13 protein-coding genes and 1 pseudogene are annotated in these 17,894 nt (G+C 66.7%); 7 read left to right on the top strand and 7 right to left on the bottom strand.

Annotated features, from left to right (window positions below):
* Nucleotides 1-392, top strand: a 392-nt coding sequence (locus B1964_RS16315; RefSeq protein WP_139765761.1) for an integrase core domain-containing protein, incomplete at its 5' end; no start/stop codon positions are given.
* 22 nt (nucleotides 393-414) lie between these two features.
* Here the strand turns inward: B1964_RS16315 and B1964_RS16310 are convergent.
* From B1964_RS16310 to B1964_RS16290, 5 genes are all read right to left on the bottom strand, one after another.
* Nucleotides 415-1,602 (bottom strand): thiamine pyrophosphate-binding protein, encoded by a 1,188-nt coding sequence (locus B1964_RS16310; protein ID WP_253194031.1) that lies wholly within the window; start codon nucleotides 1,600-1,602, stop codon nucleotides 415-417.
* Nucleotides 1,603-1,789: 187 nt separating this feature from the next.
* Complete coding sequence (solA, locus tag B1964_RS16305; RefSeq protein WP_006372898.1) at nucleotides 1,790-2,911, bottom strand: N-methyl-L-tryptophan oxidase; 1,122 nt, start codon at nucleotides 2,909-2,911, stop codon at nucleotides 1,790-1,792.
* A 30-nt stretch (nucleotides 2,912-2,941) separates the two neighbouring features.
* The gene (locus tag B1964_RS16300) at nucleotides 2,942-4,075 is read right to left on the bottom strand and encodes a tyramine oxidase subunit B (protein ID WP_172398864.1); all 1,134 of its coding nucleotides are present in this window, start codon (nucleotides 4,073-4,075) and stop codon (nucleotides 2,942-2,944) included.
* A gap of 85 nt (nucleotides 4,076-4,160) precedes the next feature.
* Nucleotides 4,161-5,651 (bottom strand): APC family permease, encoded by a 1,491-nt coding sequence (locus B1964_RS16295; protein WP_079930521.1) that lies wholly within the window; start codon nucleotides 5,649-5,651, stop codon nucleotides 4,161-4,163.
* A 39-nt stretch (nucleotides 5,652-5,690) separates the two neighbouring features.
* A complete protein-coding gene (locus B1964_RS16290; protein WP_079930520.1) occupies nucleotides 5,691-7,661 on the bottom strand; it encodes a primary-amine oxidase in 1,971 nt (656 codons plus the stop codon).
* A 188-nt stretch (nucleotides 7,662-7,849) separates the two neighbouring features.
* Here B1964_RS16290 and B1964_RS16285 point away from each other — a divergent pair, with 188 nt between their 5' ends.
* The gene (locus B1964_RS16285; protein WP_079930519.1) at nucleotides 7,850-8,443 is read left to right on the top strand and encodes a TetR/AcrR family transcriptional regulator; all 594 of its coding nucleotides are present in this window, start codon (nucleotides 7,850-7,852) and stop codon (nucleotides 8,441-8,443) included.
* Nucleotides 8,444-8,517: 74 nt separating this feature from the next.
* Here B1964_RS16285 and B1964_RS16280 read toward each other — a convergent pair whose 3' ends face one another.
* Together B1964_RS16280 and B1964_RS16275 are read right to left on the bottom strand one after the other, a co-directional pair.
* Entirely contained in the window at nucleotides 8,518-10,455 is a 1,938-nt protein-coding gene (locus tag B1964_RS16280; RefSeq protein ID WP_079930518.1) for an FAD-binding monooxygenase, read from the bottom strand.
* Nucleotides 10,456-10,458: 3 nt separating this feature from the next.
* Nucleotides 10,459-11,771 (bottom strand): annotated as a pseudogene (locus tag B1964_RS16275) (MFS transporter).
* Nucleotides 11,772-12,050: 279 nt separating this feature from the next.
* On the opposite strand from B1964_RS16275, the gene B1964_RS16270 reads away from it, so the two are divergent.
* The 5 genes from B1964_RS16270 to hpaH all read left to right on the top strand — a co-directional run bounded on the left by B1964_RS16270 (nucleotide 12,051) and on the right by hpaH (nucleotide 17,841).
* Nucleotides 12,051-13,553 (top strand): fumarylacetoacetate hydrolase family protein, encoded by a 1,503-nt coding sequence (locus B1964_RS16270; protein ID WP_253194030.1) that lies wholly within the window; start codon nucleotides 12,051-12,053, stop codon nucleotides 13,551-13,553.
* On the top strand, nucleotides 13,550-14,248 hold the full coding sequence (locus B1964_RS16265) for a GntR family transcriptional regulator (RefSeq protein WP_079930517.1): 699 nt from the start codon (nucleotides 13,550-13,552) through the stop codon (nucleotides 14,246-14,248). The genes B1964_RS16270 and B1964_RS16265 overlap by 4 nt, the downstream gene beginning before the upstream one ends.
* 48 nt (nucleotides 14,249-14,296) lie before the next feature.
* On the top strand, nucleotides 14,297-15,814 hold the full coding sequence (hpaE, locus tag B1964_RS16260; protein ID WP_014360777.1) for a 5-carboxymethyl-2-hydroxymuconate semialdehyde dehydrogenase: 1,518 nt from the start codon (nucleotides 14,297-14,299) through the stop codon (nucleotides 15,812-15,814).
* Between the two features lie 78 nt (nucleotides 15,815-15,892).
* Nucleotides 15,893-17,056, top strand: coding sequence for a 3,4-dihydroxyphenylacetate 2,3-dioxygenase (hpaD, locus tag B1964_RS16255; RefSeq protein WP_079930516.1), 1,164 nt, complete (start codon nucleotides 15,893-15,895; stop codon nucleotides 17,054-17,056).
* Nucleotides 17,056-17,841: a 2-oxo-hept-4-ene-1,7-dioate hydratase gene (hpaH, locus tag B1964_RS16250; protein WP_079930515.1), complete on the top strand. Its 786-nt coding sequence runs from the start codon at nucleotides 17,056-17,058 to the stop codon at nucleotides 17,839-17,841. Before hpaD ends, hpaH begins: the two co-directional genes overlap by 1 nt.
* Nucleotides 17,842-17,894: the final 53 nt, after the last annotated feature.

Raw genomic sequence — 17,894 nt, 5'->3', positions numbered from 1 at the left:
GCTCGATCACCGCCGAGCGGTTGATCGAGGAGTTGGAGAAGGTGTTCGCGATCTGGGGTGGCCCGCCGCTGGTGCTGCGCATGGATAACGGGCCTGAGTTCATCTCAGAGGCCCTCCAAGCGTTCTGCGCAGGGTCGGTGGGGATCTCCTACATTCCACCCGGCACGCCGTGGAACAACGGGTTCATCGAGTCGTTCAACAACCGGTTGCGCGATGAGTGTTTGAATCGCAACTGTTGGCCCACGCTGCTCGAGGCCCGCGTGGTCATCGGCGACTTCAAAGACGACCACAACCACCGACACCGGCATTCGGCACTGGGCTACAAGACCCCGGCCGAGTACGCTGCCGGATGCACCCACAGGCACCATCCCGTGGGCTGCGAGATCGACTGATCAACCACAAGAAGGAACGGCTCTACAACAGACCGGACCGACTATCGGGGACCTGCCACACCGCTCGCCGGATCGCCGCGAGATGATCGGCGTGTGGCTGCAGCCACACGGTGATCTCACTGCGCGTCCGGCGTTTGATCGCGGCGAATTCGGTTGTGCGGTCGACTCGTTGCCGCCCGCCGGCATTCAGGCGGCCCACCAGATCGGCGGTCGCGTCCCGGGCGTCGGCGGTGATCGCCACCGTCGGATCTAGCCGGGTGTGAACGGCCGGATCGATGTCGATGACCACTCGGGGAACGTCGACGTCCGGGGTCGGCCAGCGGAACCAGAGCAGTTCGGCGCGGGAACCGACGATGATCACCAGATCGGTGTCGGGCCAGCGGGCAAGGCCGTCGGCACAGGTGAAGCCGTAGGGTGACGAGTCGTCGACGACGCCCTTGCCGCCGCGGAAGGCCACCACCGGCGCGCCGCAGGTCTCGGCCAGCGCCCGTACCTGCGGGGCGGCCTCCCGGGCACCGCCACCGACGAGGATCATCGGTGCGCGTGCCGCGGCGATGAGTGCGGCCGCGGCATCGATGTCGCGCGAATCGACTGCAGGACGGTAGATCTCGAGCGGGGCCACGTCGTCGACGTGTGCCTGACGGGGCAACACGTCCCACGGTGTGGCGATTGCCGTCGGGCCCGGCCGCCCCTGCAGCGCGGTCCGGATCGATTCCGCCAGAACGGTTGCGGCGTTCTCGGGATCGAGCAGCAGGTCGGCGTGTTTGGTGACGCCGCGCAGGGCGGCGAGCTGATCGGGCATCTCATGGACGTGACCGAAACCCCGGCCCAGGTAGTCCGACGGGATCTCGCCGGTGAGGGCGAGTACCGGTGTGCTGGTGCCCATCGCGGTGAGCAGGCCGGCCGAGGCGTTGAGGATTCCGGGCCCGGGCACCACCGAGCACACCCCGAGGCGTCCGGTGGACTGTGCATACCCCAATGCCATGTAGGCGCAGGTCTGCTCGTGACGCGGCGTGATCAGGTCGATGGTGTCCGAGGCGTTGCCGAGCGCCTCGAACAACGGGTAGGTCTGGACCCCGGGGATGCCGAACACGGTGTCGACGCCGTGTGCGACGAGCCCGTCGACGAGTACCTCCGCAGTGGTGCGCGGGGTGGCGATCGGATGTCGGGTCTCGGCGATCGGGTGGCTGCTCGGTGCGGTGATGGTCATCGGGGGCGTCCTTCCGCTCGAACCCTGATGCGCTGGAGACAGATGTGCTGCAGACAACGGTGTGTTCGAGGTAACAACGCCACGTGGAGGCGGTCAACAGTGGTGGCGACAACTGGCGATCCTGTGCAGATCGAGCAGCATCACCGCCTCTGATCTATACAACCTGCCGGGTCCCGGGCGGGCATGCTCATCGATGCTGCGCCGACAACGCGAACGAGGGATCGTAGAGGTCGGTGGGTGTTCCGGTGATGAGGTCGGCGGCGATCTGCCCGTAGACGGGGGCGAACTTGAAACCACGCCCGGAGAACGCGGTGAGCAGCAGCATCCCGGTGTCGGCGTCGAGATCCACCAGCGGTAGATCGCCGGGAGTACACAGCTCGTGGTGCATCGAGTACTTCACCGGTTCGGGATTGAGGTCGGGAAGGAAGTTCGCGGCCCAACTGCCGATCCGGGTGAGGTCGGCGCGACTGAACTCGGGCACCTCGTCGGGGGAGCCGATGGCGGGCCAGAGGGGCTCGGTCGCGACCTTGATGCTGTACGAGTCGTGGCTGGGGGTGCCGTAGAGGTGTACCCCGTCCTCGTCGCGGATGAAGACCGGGAAGCGCTCCGGGGTGAACATCTGCGGGTGGCGGGGCATGAACCAGGTCAGCGACAGCGGGATGATCGAGAGGAATCCCTTGAGATCCGGGCGCAGGCGGGTCGTCCACGATCCGGTCGCCACGACGACCTTGTCGCAGGCGATCGTGCCGTGATCGGTGATGATCTGCAGACGTCCGCCCGCCTCATCGAAGTCGATCACCTCGGTGTTCGTGAGTACCTGCGCACCATGGGATTTCGCGGTCTCCACGGCGGCCATCACGCTCGCTTCCGGATAGAGGCTGCCGGCGCGGTGATCGAGGACGGCGACGGTGTGGTCGTCGACGCGGTGTTGCGGGTAGCGCGAGCGCAGTGCGGCCGCGTCGAGGATCTCGTGCGGGAGGTCGAACTGTTCGGCCGACGCGATCGACTTGAGCAGTCCGCCGGAGCCCGCGTCGCCGATCTGCAGGGCGCCGCACTCGTCGTAGAGGTGCCGGCCCGAGTCGTGCTCCAACTCAAACCACAGCTCACGCGCGCGGGCGAGCATCGGGACGAAGCGCGGCCCCTCGTGCACGGCCGATCGGAACAGGCGTGAATCACCGGCATACGAGCCGCGGGCGTGCCCGATCCCGAATTGTTCGACGCCGATGGTGCGTACGCCTCGTTTGGCCAACTGCCACAGCGCCATTGATCCGGCCGAACCCAGGCCGATGACGACGACGTCGGTCTCCATGATGTGAATGTCCTTCGGGTAGAGGGTAACTCAGGCCAGAGCCGGTGAGTCCCAGAGGTTGAGGATGGTGCCGATGCCCTTGGCGACGGCGTTGCGATAGATGACGGTGCCCCACGCCACGTCCTCGACGGGCATGCCGCCCACGGAGAACACCACGATCTCGTCGTCGGAGCGGCGCCCGACGGCGTCGCCCGCGGCGACGGCACCGAGATCCACGAGGTCGTCGGCGGCCATCGCACCGTCATGGATCATGTCCATGAACTTGCATCCGATGATCGGGATGGTGTGGTGCGACGGGTGCCCGGTCTCCTCGGCCCATGCTTCGTAGAGGCGCACGTTGTCGACCACCTTGCGGACATCGGGTGTCTGCATGCCGGCGTCGATGTTGCAGGGGGCGGGCATGCTCAGGAAAGCCCCCGGTTTCACGTCCTCGCGGCGGATCGTGGGATAGGTGGCGGGATCGCCGGTGACCCCGGTCGTGCAGAAGGTGACGATGTCGGAATCGTGGACGGCCTCGCCGAGCGTCTCGACCTCGAGAATCGTCGTGATCTGCGGGAATTCGTCGCGCACCCAGGCGGTGAAGGCGTCGATACTGCTCCGGCTGCGGCCCTTGATCTTGAGGGTGTCGATCATCGGGCACGTGGCGACGAACGCCGACAACGACGTGCGGGCCATCACCCCGGGACCGACGATGCCGACCACCCGCGAGTCCGGGCGCGCCAGGTGGCGCGCGCCGACTCCGGGGACCGCGCCGGTCCGATACGCCGACAACAGGTTCGCCGACATCAGTGCCAGCGGCGCGCCGGTGTCGGTGTCATTGAGCATGAACATCAGGATCGAGCGCGGTAAGCCCTTGTCGCGGTTGGCGACATTGGAGCCGTACCACTTCATGCCGCTGGTACCGAAGCTGCCGCCGAGGTAGGCGGGCATCGCCATGAACCGGCGGTCGGCGGTGTTGGCGGGCATGCCCTCGAACGGCGACTCGTCGGGGAAGGTGATCATCGCACCGTGTGAGTCGCTGTTGGGTCCGGCCATGCGGTAATCGCCCTTGTGTAGCAACACGAAGGTCTCCTCCATGGCGTCGACGCAGGCGGGCATGTCGGTGACCCCGGCGGCGATCATGTCGGGTTCGGAGAGATAGCGGAAGTCGATCCGGGTGGTCATCGAGCGGTCCTCGGTGGTGATCTGGTGCAGGGCAGGGGGTTTCGACACGATCGGCGTGGTCGCTGTCGTGTTCACGATTGCTGTCTCACTCACGGTGGCGCCCCATCTCGGCGTAGAGCTGCGGTGAGCGTGAGCGGAGCACCAGGGAGGCACCCGCCCCGAGGACCGCGGCGACGAGCAGCAGGGCCGGGAGCAGCCAGACGAGGATTCCGCCCGAACTGATGAGCAGCCCGAAGTTGGCGATGGCGTACCACAGGATCGCGATCAGGGCAATACCGGCCACCAGCGGAGCAACCAAGGTGCGCAACAGGTTCCGTTCGAGGTCGCGGTGGCACAGGAAGAAGGCGACCACGGCGAACGACGACGCGGCCATCAAGGCGATCACGCCGAGCGTGCCGAGGTTGGTCAGCCAGGTGAACAGTGCCAGCACCGGGTCCTGGCCGGCGAGGGCGAAGATCGCGACCACGATCACCGCGACGGTGGTCTGGGCCACCGACCCGACGTGCGGGCTCTGATGCGTGCGGTGGGTGCGACCGGCCTGCTCGGGCAGCAGTCCCTCGCGTCCGAGCGCATAGGTGTAGCGGGCGACGGCGTTGTGGAAGGCCAGCACCGCGGCGAACACGCTGGTGATGAACAGCAGTCGCATGATGGTGGTGAACCAGGAGCCGATGTAGGAGTTAGAGAGATCGAACAGGAACGTCGTCGGGTCGGCCAGTTTCGCGATGTAGCCGGGGATGTTGCCCACCCCCGCACCGTTGACCATCAGGAACGTGACGGCGGTGTAGACCACGCCGATGGTGATCACGGCGAGGAACGTCGCGCGCGGCACCGTGCGCTTGGGGTCCTTGGCTTCTTCGCTGTAGATGGCGGTGGCCTCGAATCCGACGAAGGATGCGAAGCAGAACAGCAGGGCGATCGGTAGTGAGCCGGAGGTGAGGGCGCTCGGCGTCAGCGGGGTGACGCTCAGCGACGTCGTCCCGAAATCGCCGCCCTTGACCGCGATGACGATCGCCAGCACGATCACCACCAGGAATTCCGCGGCCACCAGCACCGAGAGCACCTTCACCGACAGATCGATCTGGCGATAGCCGAGGACTGCGACGATGGCGATGCCGATCAGGACGAACACCCACCAGTCGATGGACACCCCGAATTCGTCGCTGACGAATCCGGTGACCGCGGCGCCGAACAGACCCCACAGGCCGATCTGCATCGCGTTGTAACTGAGCAGCGCGAGATAGGCTGCCGCCCCACCGAATTGCTGGCGCAGGCCGCGGGTCACGTAGGAGTAGAACGCGCCGGTGCTGGTGTGGTGGCGGGCCATGGTGGTGTAGCCGACGGCGAAGACGAGCAGGGTGAGTACGGCGACGATGTAGGCGCCGGGCACGCCGGGGCCGTTGCCCAGCAGCATGGCCACGGGCGCACCGCCGGCCATCGCGGTCAGCGGTGCCGCGGCGGAGATCACGAAGAACGTGACCCCGAAGACGCCGAGGCTGCCGCGCCGGAGTTGATGTTGTTCTCGGGTGGATGTGGTGGAGGTCGCGGCGGGGCTCGGCGCCGGGTGCTCGGTGGTCATGGGAACTCCAGGGAGATCGGGATGGGAGGGATCGAAAGGTCAGCCGTGGCAGGGGGAGTCGTCGGTGGCGGCGCTGTGTGAGGTGTCGCAGGAGGATGAGGTGTTGCAGGAGGCGCTCGAGGCGGGGACGTCGAGGGTGGGGTTGCGGTCGAAGAAGCCGACCGGTTTGAGGGTGAAGCCGGTGTAGTCGACGGGCATGATGGGCCAGTCCTCCGGGCGCGGATAATGCGTGAGACCGAAGGTGTGCCACACGACGATGTCGGTGTTCTCGACGTTGCGGTCACCGTGCACGAAGGCGGGTAGGCCCGATCCCCCGGGGTGCTGGTTCACCAGATCGCCTGCGGCATAGAGCTCGTCGGCGTCGAAGGGTGTCACCCACAGATGTTTGGTGGCAAATGCGGCGCGACGGGCGATCGATGATCCGTCGTCGGCCAGCAGGGTCTGGCGGCCCTCCGGGTGCAGCGCATAGGCGACCGGATGGCCGAGTCGGTTCGTCACCCCGGGGTTGGTGACGTGCCAGACCCGGCCGACGGTGTTGTCGGCGTCGCGTTGAGCCTCGGATTCGTTGTGCAGCAACGTCTTCGACAGGGTGAAGGCGTTGCCGTGCGGATTGCCGTCTCCCATCGGGACCCGAACGCTCTGCAGTTCCTCGACGCTGTTGGCATCGCCGTCGACCATCATGTCGAGCCGGGCGCTGAACAGGTGCTGGTGATACGGAGCGCCGAGTCCGGGGGCGATCTGCGACGAGTACGGGTACTCGTCGCCGGGGTAGGCGGAGGTGAACACGATTCCCGTTGCCTTGACCTCGAATTGGATGGTCCCGTCGAGGTAGAGGTACCAGAAGAAGCCGTAGTCGTAATTGCCGATGGTGGTGAAGAACGAGATCACCAGACGCCGCTGTCTGCGGGTTTCGTGGGAGCCGGCCCACAGATCGGTGTGCTTCCAGAGGATGCCGTAGTCCTCCTCGTGCATGCACACCGCGTTGCGCAGCGTGTGCGGGGCGCCGCTCTCGTCGGCGATGACCGCATCGAAGTAGGTGATGTCGCCGACGCAGTCGCACCCGAGTTCGAGGGCATTGGCGTAACGCCCGACGAGGTATTCGCCGGTGTCGAAGTAGTTCTGCCACGAACGCACCGGCGACGGATCGCCGTAGGGCACCACCATCTCCGCGATCGACGCGCGGTGGATGATCGGCCGCACCCGGCCGCCGTCGGTGAAGCCGATCTGATGCAGGACGAGGCCTTCGCGGGCGTCGAAACCGACTCGCAGACTCCACTTCTCCCACTCGACGAGATTGCCGGTCACGGCGAAGCTCGGACCCTGCGGCTGGGTGATGGCGATGGGCTTCTGTGTCGTGCGCAACGGGCCGGTGACCTCGGGATCGGCGAAGTTGCCGGACTCTTGCGGGATCGGCACCACGCCCAGGTCGAGGATCTGCAGGACCTCTCGTGCGGTGACGTCGACGAAGGCGACCAGCCCGTCGATCGGATGTGCCCACGGGTGGTCGGCGGGCTCGGGCTGCCAGAAGGCCAGCCCGCGCAGGATGCGGCGGCCCTCCTCGCCCGGATAGTCGAAGACGCCCGCCGAGAGGGGGGCGACGCGGACCTGCGCCACATCGAGGTCGCGGGCGGCGAGTGCCGCCAGCCATCGCTCGTCGGTGGCGAGGACCTCCTCGACGAGCCCGAACTCCTCGTCGAGCACGGGCACCTGACCATCCACGGCGGTGTCGAGTACGCGGTGCGACACCACCTCTCGGTCGGTGACGTCGACGACGGCGTCAAGGGATTCGGACGTGGTGGGGTCGAGCAGCAGCGCTCGGAAGCGTCGGTGCGCCGAGGCGGGCGCGTCGCGATGGAGCTGTGCCTTCGCGGGTTCGACGAGCCCGACATAGGCGAAGCGGCTCGTATCGGTGACGAGTCCGGCCGCCCTCAGGATCGCGGTGACGTCGTCGATCTCCGCGGCGGTGGGCATGGACAGGGGATGGTCCACGGTGTCAGGACTGACGGCCATCGGTGTCTCCGTTCAAGATGGTGTGCCGCAACCGGAATCGTTTTTCCTACGGTTGTAGGAAATAGTAGGCACGAGTTGTTTCCGGTGTGTGCGTTTCGTGTTACGTACCCTGTAACGGGCGTGGATCCGGCGCGGGATGCGCCGAACGAGGCGGACGGTGGTGAGGCCACCAGGAGGTGAGGGCGGACGTGCCCAAGGTGGTCGATCACGACGAGCGGCGCCGGGAGATCATCGCCGTGGTGTGGCGGTTGATCGCGACCCGGGGGATCAGCGCGGTGAGCATGCGCATGATCGCCGAGGAGGCCGGCTACGCGAACGGGGTACTGGGCTATTACTTCGCGAACAAGGACGAGGTGATCCGGCGGGCCTACGAGCACGTCTCGCTGGCCACCAACGATCGCGTGGCACGGTTGATGGGCGACGCGCGGGGTCTTGACGCGCTACGCATCCTGTGCGGCGAGATCATGCCCCGCACCGAGGAGGCCCTGCTCGAGGCGCGGATCGCCACGACGCTGTGGGAACACGCCATGTACGACCCGGTGATGAAGCAGGTCAACGCCGAGTCGTGGCAGACGTGGCGCACGCAGATGGTCGGGTTTCTCGACCAGGCGGTGTCCGACGGCGAACTGGCGTCGGCGGACACCGCACTGGCCGCCGATACCCTGCTGACCCTGTTGATGGGGATGCAGGTGATGGCCGTGCTCACACCCGAGTCGTTGCCGCCCGCCCGGCAGGACGAGATGTTCGAGCGATGGCTCGAGGAGTTGCGCACTGCTGGGTAGGCGGCGGACATGTCAGGCGAACGGGTGGGCGCCGGCGCCGAGTGGGCAGGCGGCATCGGTATCGGCGAGGGTGTTCACACCGACTCCTTGGCACGAGCGGATGTGTTGGCGGGCAGCAGGTTGCGGGCGAAGAACCCCGCGAGCTCCGTACGGGCGGAGAGCGGGAGAACGTGCGCGACATACTGATCCGGGCGCACCACGACGACGGCTCCGCGACGGTCGATGCCGCGCTCGGCGAAGATGTCGACGTGCGGGTCGGTCGCGTAGACCTTCTCGTAGTCGGTGATCTGGAACGGTCCCACCTTGGGCAGGAAGATCTTCGGCACCGCGTTGAGGTCGACGCGGGTGTGATCGTGCTGGTAGATCACCTTGACGTCGAACACCGAGTCGAGGTCGGTGCCGGCGGGGGTATGACGCACCACCGGTGACTCCGGATCGGTGGCCAGCCAGGTGGCCCAGTCGTCGAGAGCCGAGACATCGGGTGCGGCGTTGTTCATGCCGGCGGACGGATCGGCGGCGAACGCATAGATCCGCCAACGTCCGTCAGCTCGGTGGTGATGGCCCAGCTGGACCGGATTGGCATCGCCGACGCGGACCACGGGCGCGGATTTGAACCGTTTGCCGATCGGGTAGCCGGTCGCCAGATCCTGGTGGGTGGCATCGGCGATGATCATCGACGGCGCGTACTGCGTCATGAAACCGGCCGGGAATTCGGCGGTCTTGACGTAGAAGTCTTCCAGCTCCGACGGTGAGTCGAACTCCTCGGGACGTTTGGCCATCATCGACGACCATTCGCGGTCGAAATCGATCAGGTTCTGCGCAATCACCTGACGCTCGGCGGAATACGTGCTCAGCAGTTCCTCCGGCGCACGGCCGGAGAGCACGTGACCGAGCTTCCAACCGATGTTGAAGCCGTCCTGCATCGAGACGTTCATGCCCTGTCCCGCCTTGGCGCTGTGGGTGTGGCACGCATCGCCGGTGATGAACACCCGCGGGGTGCGGGTGCCGATCTGCTCGACGTCGACGTCGTCGAACCGATCGGTCACCCGGTGACCGACCTCGTAGACACTATGCCAGGCAACGTTTTTCACGTCGAGGGTGTAGGGATGCAGGATCTCGTTGGCCTGTCGGATGATCTCGGTGATGCTCGTCGTGCGAATCCTGCCGTTGTCGTCGGCGGGGACCTCGCCGAGATCGACGTACATGCGGAACAGGAAACCGCCCTCGCGGGGGATGTGCAGGATGGACCCGCCGGAGCCGGACTGGATCGCACACTTGGTACGGATGTCGGGGAAGTCGGTGTCGGCCAGCACGTCCATCACACCCCAGGCGTGAAAGGCCTTGTCGCCGTGCGGTGTGCAGCCGATCGCGTCACGGACGCGGCTGTGCGCGCCGTCGGAACCGACGACGTACTTCGCGCGCACCGTGCGCGTCTGGCCGTCTTGTTCGCCCGCGGTGTGGCGCAGGGTCACCGTCACCGGGTACTGCGCGCCCTGGGTGATCTCGAGGCCGACGAACTCGTAGCCGAAGTCGGGCGTCATCCGGGTCGGCGCGTTGACCATCGACTCGGCGAAGTAGTCCAGGACTCGGGCCTGATTGACGATCAGGTGTGGGAACTCCGAGATGCCGGCGGCATCGTCGGGGGTGCGCGCGGCGCGCACGATTCGTGACGGGTCGTTGGGATCGGGCTTCCAGAACGCCATCTCGGTGATCCGGTAGGCCTCGGCGATGATCGACTCGGCGAAACCGAACGCCTGGAAGGTCTCCACGCTGCGCGCCTGGATACCGTCGGCCTGCCCGATCGCCAGTCGTCCCGGCCTGCGTTCGACGATGCGGGTGGTGACGTCGGGGAACTGGGCGAGTTGCGCGGCGGTGATCATGCCGGCGGGACCGGTGCCGACGATGAGGACGTCGACCTCATCGGGGAGTTCGTCGGGCCGGTCGAGGCCGGTCCCCGCGGCGGGTTGGACCCGCGGGTCGGTGGACACATAGCCGTGGTGATGGAACTGCATTGTCTAGGCCCTCGCCATTCCTCGGATGGGACTGATGGATTGTTGTGCTTCGTGGGCGGGGCCGAGCGGGATTCCGGTACGGTCCCGAAGCGTCAGTGTGGCAACAAGACTGATGGCGGCCATGATCGCGAGGTAGATGACGATCGAGGTCGTGGTGCCGGTGGCGCGCATGAGTGCCGCGGCGATCGTGGGCGCGAACGCACCACCGATGATGGCGCCGATCGCGTAGGAGATCGAGACGCCGGAGAACCGGATCGACGCCGGGAAGAGCTCGGCGTAGAGGGCGGCCTGGGGACCGTAGTGAAGCCGAGGCCGACGGTCAGCAGGGCCAGGCCGCAGAACATCAGCCACACGTTGCCCGTGTCGACGAGCGGGAACAGTGGGAGCAGCGCCGCCAGCAGCAGGACCCAGCCGATCAGGTAGGTGGAGCGGCGGCCGATGTGATCACTGACGCGAGCCCCGATCAGGGTGAACAGCAGCCAGGTGGCCGCCGACCCGGCGACCGCGAGCAGCACCGGACCGCGCGACAGGCCGACCGGACCGTCGGGATCGGTGGCATAACTCTGCAGGTATCCGCCGGTGGTCATGTACCCGACGGCGCTGTTGCCGGCGAAGACGAGTGCGGCGACGAGCACCAGTCCGGCGTGCTTGCGGAACAGCTCGACGATCGGGGTCTTGGTCTCCTCCCGGCGTTCGGCGATTTCGAGGAACACCGGACTCTCCTCGACGCGGCGACGGATGAAGTGACCGATGAGGATCAGGACGAACGACAGCAGGAACGGGATGCGCCACCCCCACGTCTCGAAGGAGTCGCCGGGGGCGAGGACGGCCATCAGGGCCATCACTCCGGAGGCCAGCAGCATGCCCAGCGGCACCCCGACCTGCGGGGAGGCGCCGAAGACACCGCGTTTGCGGTCCGGGGCGTGCTCGACGGCCATCAACACCGCACCGCCCCATTCGCCGCCGGCCGAGATGCCCTGCAGGATGCGCAGGGTGATCAGCAGGATCGGTGCCGCGATGCCGATGGCGGCGTAGGTGGGCAGAAGCCCGACCAGGGTGGTTGCCACGCCCATCAGGGCCAGGGTCACCATCAGGACCACGCGCCGACCGTAGCGGTCACCGTAGTGTCCGGCCAGGAATGCACCGAGCGGGCGGAACAGGAAGCTGATGCCGACCGTGAGGAACGACAGGATGGTCGCGACCCCGGGGCCTGCGGGCTTGAAGAACAGTTCGCCGAAGACCAGGCCCGCGGCCACCGCGTAGACGAAGAAGTCGTACCACTCGACGGTGGTGCCGACGACGGTGGCGAAAACCACTCGGCGACGATCTTTTTCGGTCACCACCACGGCCGGTGATGCGGTTCGGGGAGGGGCGTTCATGGGGGCTCCTTCTGGGTCGCGCCCGGTGCGGGCAATCCCTTGGTGGCGAGGGGCCGAGTGGGGGCCTCGTCGCCGGAGGTTCTGGTGGCCGGGGCCACGGTCTCGAGTCGCTGCGATCTGGATCACTTGCGCACTGTGTCTCAGACCATATACGATCTCGTATATCGCTCGCAAGATACGTTTTCATATACGATCCTGCCGACGGAGAGGACATCCGTGACGACCGACCAACATCAGCAGGCGAACCGGGACGGTTCCGCAGCATCGGTGGCCGTGCCCGCGATCGGCACGCCCGGCAAGATCATCGCGGTCCATCTCAGCTACACCTCGCGTGCGCAGCAGCGCGGGCGGCGACCGGCACAGCCGTCGTACTTCTTCAAGCCCTCGAGTTCGGTGGCGGCGACCGGCGGTACCGTCGAGCGACCACTCGGCACCGAGTTGCTCGCCTTCGAAGGGGAGGTGGCTCTGGTCATCGGAACCCCGGCCCGCCGGGTCGGCCTCGCGCAGGCGTGGGATCACGTCGCCGCCGTCACCGCCGCCAACGACCTCGGACTCTACGACCTGCGGGCGGCCGACAAGGGCTCCAACGTGCGGTCCAAGGGTGGCGACGGATTCACCCCGCTCGGCCCGGACCTCATCGACGCCCGCGCGGTGGACCCGAACGCGATCCGCATTCGTACCTGGGTGAACGGTCGCCTGGCGCAAGATGATTCGACGGCGGGAATGTTCTTCTCGCCGGCCCAGATCGTCGCCGATCTCTCGCAGCATTTCACCCTCGAACGCGGCGATGTGATCCTCACCGGCACCCCGGCCGGCTCCTCGGTCATCGGTCCCGGAGATGTCGTCGAGGTCGAGGTCGACGTTCCCGGCGGGCCGACCTCCGGTCGGCTCGTCACCACAGTGGTGCAGGGCGACAACGGATTCGACGCCGACCTCGGGTCGCTGCCGGCCGTCGACGACACCCAGCGCGCCGAGGCGTGGGGCTCGGCGCAGGCGGCCGGACTACCGGCACCCGCCGGGCCGGTCCTCACCGACGAGTTGCGCGAGAAACTGACGCGAGTGCCGGTCGCCGGTCTGTCCGGACAACTACGCAAGCGCGGCCTCAACAACGTCTCCATCGACGGCGTGCGCGCGCAGACCCGAGGAACCAAGATCGTCGGCACCGCCAAGACCCTGCGCTTCGTGCCCAACCGTGAAGACCTGTTCGACTCCCACGGCGGAGGATACAACGCGCAGAAACAGACCTTCGACGCCGTCGGCCCGGGTGAGGTGATCGTCATCGAGGCGCGCGGCGAGACCGGATCGGGCACCCTCGGTGACATCCTGGCGATCCGCGCGAAAACCCTTGGCGCCGAGGGCATCGTCACCGACGGCGGGGTACGCGACTACGCCGCGGTCGCCGAGATCGGTCTACCGGTGTTCACCGCCGGACCGCATCCGGCGGTCCTCGGCCGCAAGCACGTGCCCTGGGATCACGACCTGACCATCGCGTGCGGCGGTGCCACGATCCAACCCGGCGACATCATCGTCGGTGACGACGACGGCGTGATCGTCATCCCGCCGGCCATCGCCGCCGAGGTCGCCGACGCCGCGCTCGCCCAGGAGGAGCAGGACGCCTGGGTGGCCGAGCAGGTCGCGGCCGGACACCCGGTCGACGGACTGTTCCCGCCCAACGCGCAGTGGAAAGCCCGCTATCTCGAATGGAAGGCGAATCGATGAGTGAGCAACCCGGCCAGGGCAATCCGACCCGCAGCAAGTCGCAGATCGCCTACCACTGGATCAAGGAGCGCATCGCGCGACAGGAGTACACGCCCGGCTACCGGCTGGTGTTGAGCACCATCGCCAAGAGCCTGGACATGAGCGTGGTACCGGTGCGCGAGGCGATCCGCCAACTCGAGGCCGAGGGCCTGGTCACCTTCGAGACCAACGTCGGCGCCCAGGTGTCGATGGTCGACGACTCGCAGTATCGCGAGAGCATGCAGGCGTTGTCGATCCTGGAGGGTGCGGCCACCGCGCTGGCCGCCCGTCGGCTCAGCGAGGACGATCTGCGCAAGGCGCGAGACATCAACGAGCGCATGATCGAATCGCTTGGTCACTTCGATCCGGGTCTGTTCACCGCGCTGAACCAGGAGTTCCACGCGACCCTGTTCTCCAAGTGCACCAACCCGCGGATGGTCACCCTCGTCGAAGCCGAATGGGCCCGACTCGGGCACCTGCGCGCCTCGACGTTCTCCTTCGTGCCCGGCAGGGCGCAGGAGTCGGTCCGCGAACACGAGAACATCGTGCGGCTCATCGAGATCGGTGCGCCGCTCGGCGAGATCGAGAAGGTCGCGCGGCGTCACCGCGCGGCCACCCTCGACGCCTACCTGGTCCACGAACACCCCGACGAAACCCTGGGCCTTCCGGCCTTCTAGTTCTTCCCGGTCCATATCCGGACCCCCGACCCCCGAAACGGAGAAACCATGACGAACACGGTGAGCTCACCGGTGACCGGTCACGTCCCGGCCGATTTGCCCACGCGCATCCAGCATTACATCGGCGGAGCGTTCGTCGACTCGGTCGACGGCGACACCTTCGATGTCCTCGACCCGGTGTCGAACGAGACCTACGTGCAGGCCGCTGCCGGCAAGAAGGCCGACATCGATCTGGCCGTGGCCGCCGCACGTGCCGCCTTCACCGACGGCCCGTGGCCGACGATGCTGCCGCGCGAACGTGCGCGGGTACTGCACCGGATCGCCGACATCGTCGAATCCCGTGATGCGCGGCTGGCTGAACTGGAGTCCTTCGATTCCGGGCTGCCGATCACCCAGGCCCTCGGTCAGGCCCGCCGCGCCGCGGAGAACTTCCGGTTCTTCGCCGACCTGATCGTTGCTCAGTCCGACGACACCTACAAGGTGCCGGGTAGGCAGATCAACTACGTCAATCGCAAGCCGATCGGCGTCGCCGGTCTGATCACCCCGTGGAACACCCCGTTCATGCTCGAGTCGTGGAAGCTCGGTCCCGCGCTGGCCACCGGAAACACCGTGGTGCTCAAGCCCGCCGAGTTCACACCGCTCTCGGCGTCGTTGTGGGCCGGCATCTTCGAGGAGGCAGGACTGCCGCAGGGCGTGTTCAACCTCGTCAACGGATTGGGTGAGGACGCCGGTGACGCATTGGTGAAACACCCTGAGGTGCCGTTGATCTCGTTCACCGGCGAAAGTCGCACCGGGCAGCTCATCTTCGGCAACGCGGCCCCGTACCTCAAGGGCCTGTCCATGGAACTGGGCGGTAAGAGTCCGGCGGTGGTCTTCGCCGACGCCGACCTCGACGCCGCGATCGACGCCACCATCTTCGGTGTGTTCTCCCTCAACGGTGAGCGCTGCACCGCAGGCAGTCGCATCCTCGTCGAGCGCTCGGTCTACGACGAGTTCGTGGAACGGTATGCGGCACAGGCCAAACGGGTCGTCGTCGGATATCCGCACGAGAAGACCACCGAGGTTGGTGCGCTCGTGCACCCCGAGCACTACGAGAAGGTGATGAGCTACGTCGAACTCGGCAAGTCCGAGGGACGCCTCGTCGCCGGTGGTGGTCGGCCGGAGGGCTTCGACACCGGCAACTTCGTGGCTCCCACCGTGTTCGCCGACGTCGCCCCCGACGCGCGGATCTTCCAGGAGGAGATATTCGGTCCGGTCGTCGCGATCACCCCGTTCGACTCCGACGAGGAAGCTCTCGCGCTGGCCAACGGTGTGAAATATGGTCTGGCCGCCTACATCTGGACCAATGACCTCAAGCGGGCCCACAACTTCTCGCAGGCCGTGGAGGCGGGCATGGTGTGGCTCAACTCGAACAACGTCCGCGATCTGCGCACCCCGTTCGGGGGTGTCAAGGCCTCCGGCCTCGGTCACGAGGGCGGCTACCGCTCGATCGACTTCTACACCGACCAGCAGGCCGTGCACATCACCCTCGGCAAGGTCCACAACCCGACCTTCGGCAAGCAGTAATCCGCACCGCACCAGAATCTTTCGTTCCCGACCCCTCAATCTGCCAACCCCCTCTCGACCCAGGCAAGGACGCCACCCATGACCGCTCGCGAAGAGATGACCCTGACCTCGTCGGGCTACTACGTCTCGCAGGAAGCCCCCATCCGCTCCGACAATCCCGTCTCCACCCCGCAGTGCGCGCCGCCGGACATCCTGCGGTGCGCCTACATGGAGATCGTCGTCACCGACCTGGCCGCATCGCGTCAGTTCTATGTCGACATCCTCGGGCTTTATGTCACCGATGAGGACGACGAGGCGATCTACCTGCGCTCCACCGAGGAGTTCATCCACCACAACCTCGTGCTGCGCAAGGGTCCGGTGGCCGCGGTGGCCGTCTTCTCCTACCGGGTACGAAGCCCCGAGGACCTCGACAAGGCGGTCGCGTTCTACACCGAGATCGGTTGCCGCGTGGAACGTCGAGCCGAGGGATTCGTCAAGGGCATCGGCGACTCGGTGCGCGTGGAGGATCCGCTCGGGTTCCCGTACGAGTTCTTCTACCAGACCGATCACGTCGAGCGGATGTCGTGGCGCTACGACCTGCACTGCCCGGGCGAGCTGGTGCGTCTGGACCACTTCAACCAGGTCACCCCCGACGTGCCACGCGCGGTCCGCCACTATCAGGATCTGGGCTTCCGGGTCACCGAGGACATCCAGGACGACAAGGGCACCGTGTACGCCGCGTGGATGCGGCGCAAGCCGACGGTGCACGACACCGCCGCCACCGGTGGCGACGGACCACGGATGCATCACGTCGCCTTCGCCACCCACGAGAAGCACAACATCCTGGCGATCTGCGACAAGCTCGGCGGCTTGCGCCGCTCCGACGCGATCGAACGCGGTCCCGGCCGCCACGGTGTGTCGAATGCGTTCTACCTCTACCTGCGCGACCCGGACGGTCATCGGGTGGAGATCTACACCCAGGACTACTACACCGGTGACCCCGACAACCCCGTCGTCACCTGGGATGTCCACGACAACCAGCGCCGCGACTTCTGGGGCAACCCGGTGGTGCCGAGCTGGTACACCGACGCCTCGCTGGTGCTCGACCTCGACGGCAATCCGCAGCCGGTGCTCACCCGCACCGACGACTCGGAGATGGCGGTGACCATCGGTGCCGACGGCTTCTCCTACACCCGCAAGGATGACGAGGGACAGATGCCCGAGTGGAAGCAGGGCGAGTACAAGCTGGGTGCACAGCTCTGATGTTGTCCGCCCAGACGATCACCGAGATCGCCGATGAACTCGCTGCCGCAGAACGGGATCGGACGACGATCCCGTTGCTCACCGCACGCCATCCGGAGATGACCGTTGAGGATTCCTATGCGGTGCAGAACGAGTGGCGCCGGCGCGGGATCGTCGCCGGGCGTCGTCCGGTGGGACGCAAGATCGGCCTGACGAGCAAGGTGATGCAGGTCGCCACCGGTATCACCGAACCCGACTACGGCGCGATCTTCGACGACATGGTGTTCGAGAACGGCTCGGTGATCGATCACGGCCGGTTTTCCAACGTCCGTATCGAGGTGGAGTTGGCATTCGTGCTCGGCTCGGCGCTCGACGGCCCGAACGCGACGATCTTCGACGTGCTTCGGGCCACCGAATACGTGGTGCCGGCATTGGAGATCCTCAGCTCCCGCATCGAGATGGCGGGCCGTACCATCGTCGATACCATCAGTGACAACGCCGCCATGGGCGGCATGGTCTACGGCGGAAACCCCATGAAGCCGAACGAGATCGACCTGCGGTGGGTGTCGGCGCTGCTGTATCGCAACGAGACCATCGAGGAGTCCGGGGTGGCCGCCGCCGTGCTCAACCACCCGGCCACCGGCGTGGCGTGGCTTGCCGACAAGCTTGCCGCACATGGCGATCGGCTGGAGGCGGGAGAGATTGTGCTCGCCGGATCGTTCACCCGTCCGATGTGGGTGCACGCCGGCGACACGGTACTCGCCGACTACGGCCGGATGGGGACGGTGTCATGCCGATTCAGCTGAGGCCGACCATGCGCGAGGCCCTCGCAGCCGCCGATCGCGCGCTCTACGGCGGG

It is taken from the genome of Gordonia sp. i37, from assembly GCF_002043085.1.
In the GTDB taxonomy this organism is placed as follows: domain Bacteria; phylum Actinomycetota; class Actinomycetes; order Mycobacteriales; family Mycobacteriaceae; genus Gordonia; species Gordonia polyisoprenivorans.
Note: the sequence above shows the minus strand (reverse complement) of the source record. Positions and strands in the feature narration are given on the sequence as shown.

What these genes read in the sequence shown, in the direction of transcription:
- B1964_RS16310 (WP_253194031.1), bottom strand. Translation starts at nt 1,602, where the DNA reads ATGACCATCACCGCACCGAGCAGCCACCCGATCGCCGAGACCCGACAT.
- solA (WP_006372898.1), bottom strand. Translation starts at nt 2,911, where the DNA reads ATGGAGACCGACGTCGTCGTCATCGGCCTGGGTTCGGCCGGATCAATG.
- B1964_RS16300 (WP_172398864.1), bottom strand. Translation starts at nt 4,075, where the DNA reads ATGACCACCCGGATCGACTTCCGCTATCTCTCCGAACCCGACATGATC.
- B1964_RS16295 (WP_079930521.1), bottom strand. Translation starts at nt 5,651, where the DNA reads ATGACCACCGAGCACCCGGCGCCGAGCCCCGCCGCGACCTCCACCACA.
- B1964_RS16290 (WP_079930520.1), bottom strand. Translation starts at nt 7,661, where the DNA reads ATGGCCGTCAGTCCTGACACCGTGGACCATCCCCTGTCCATGCCCACC.
- B1964_RS16280 (WP_079930518.1), bottom strand. Translation starts at nt 10,455, where the DNA reads ATGCAGTTCCATCACCACGGCTATGTGTCCACCGACCCGCGGGTCCAA.
- B1964_RS16265 (WP_079930517.1), top strand. Translation starts at nt 13,550, where the DNA reads ATGAGTGAGCAACCCGGCCAGGGCAATCCGACCCGCAGCAAGTCGCAG.
- hpaE (WP_014360777.1), top strand. Translation starts at nt 14,297, where the DNA reads ATGACGAACACGGTGAGCTCACCGGTGACCGGTCACGTCCCGGCCGAT.
- hpaD (WP_079930516.1), top strand. Translation starts at nt 15,893, where the DNA reads ATGACCGCTCGCGAAGAGATGACCCTGACCTCGTCGGGCTACTACGTC.
- hpaH (WP_079930515.1), top strand. Translation starts at nt 17,056, where the DNA reads ATGTTGTCCGCCCAGACGATCACCGAGATCGCCGATGAACTCGCTGCC.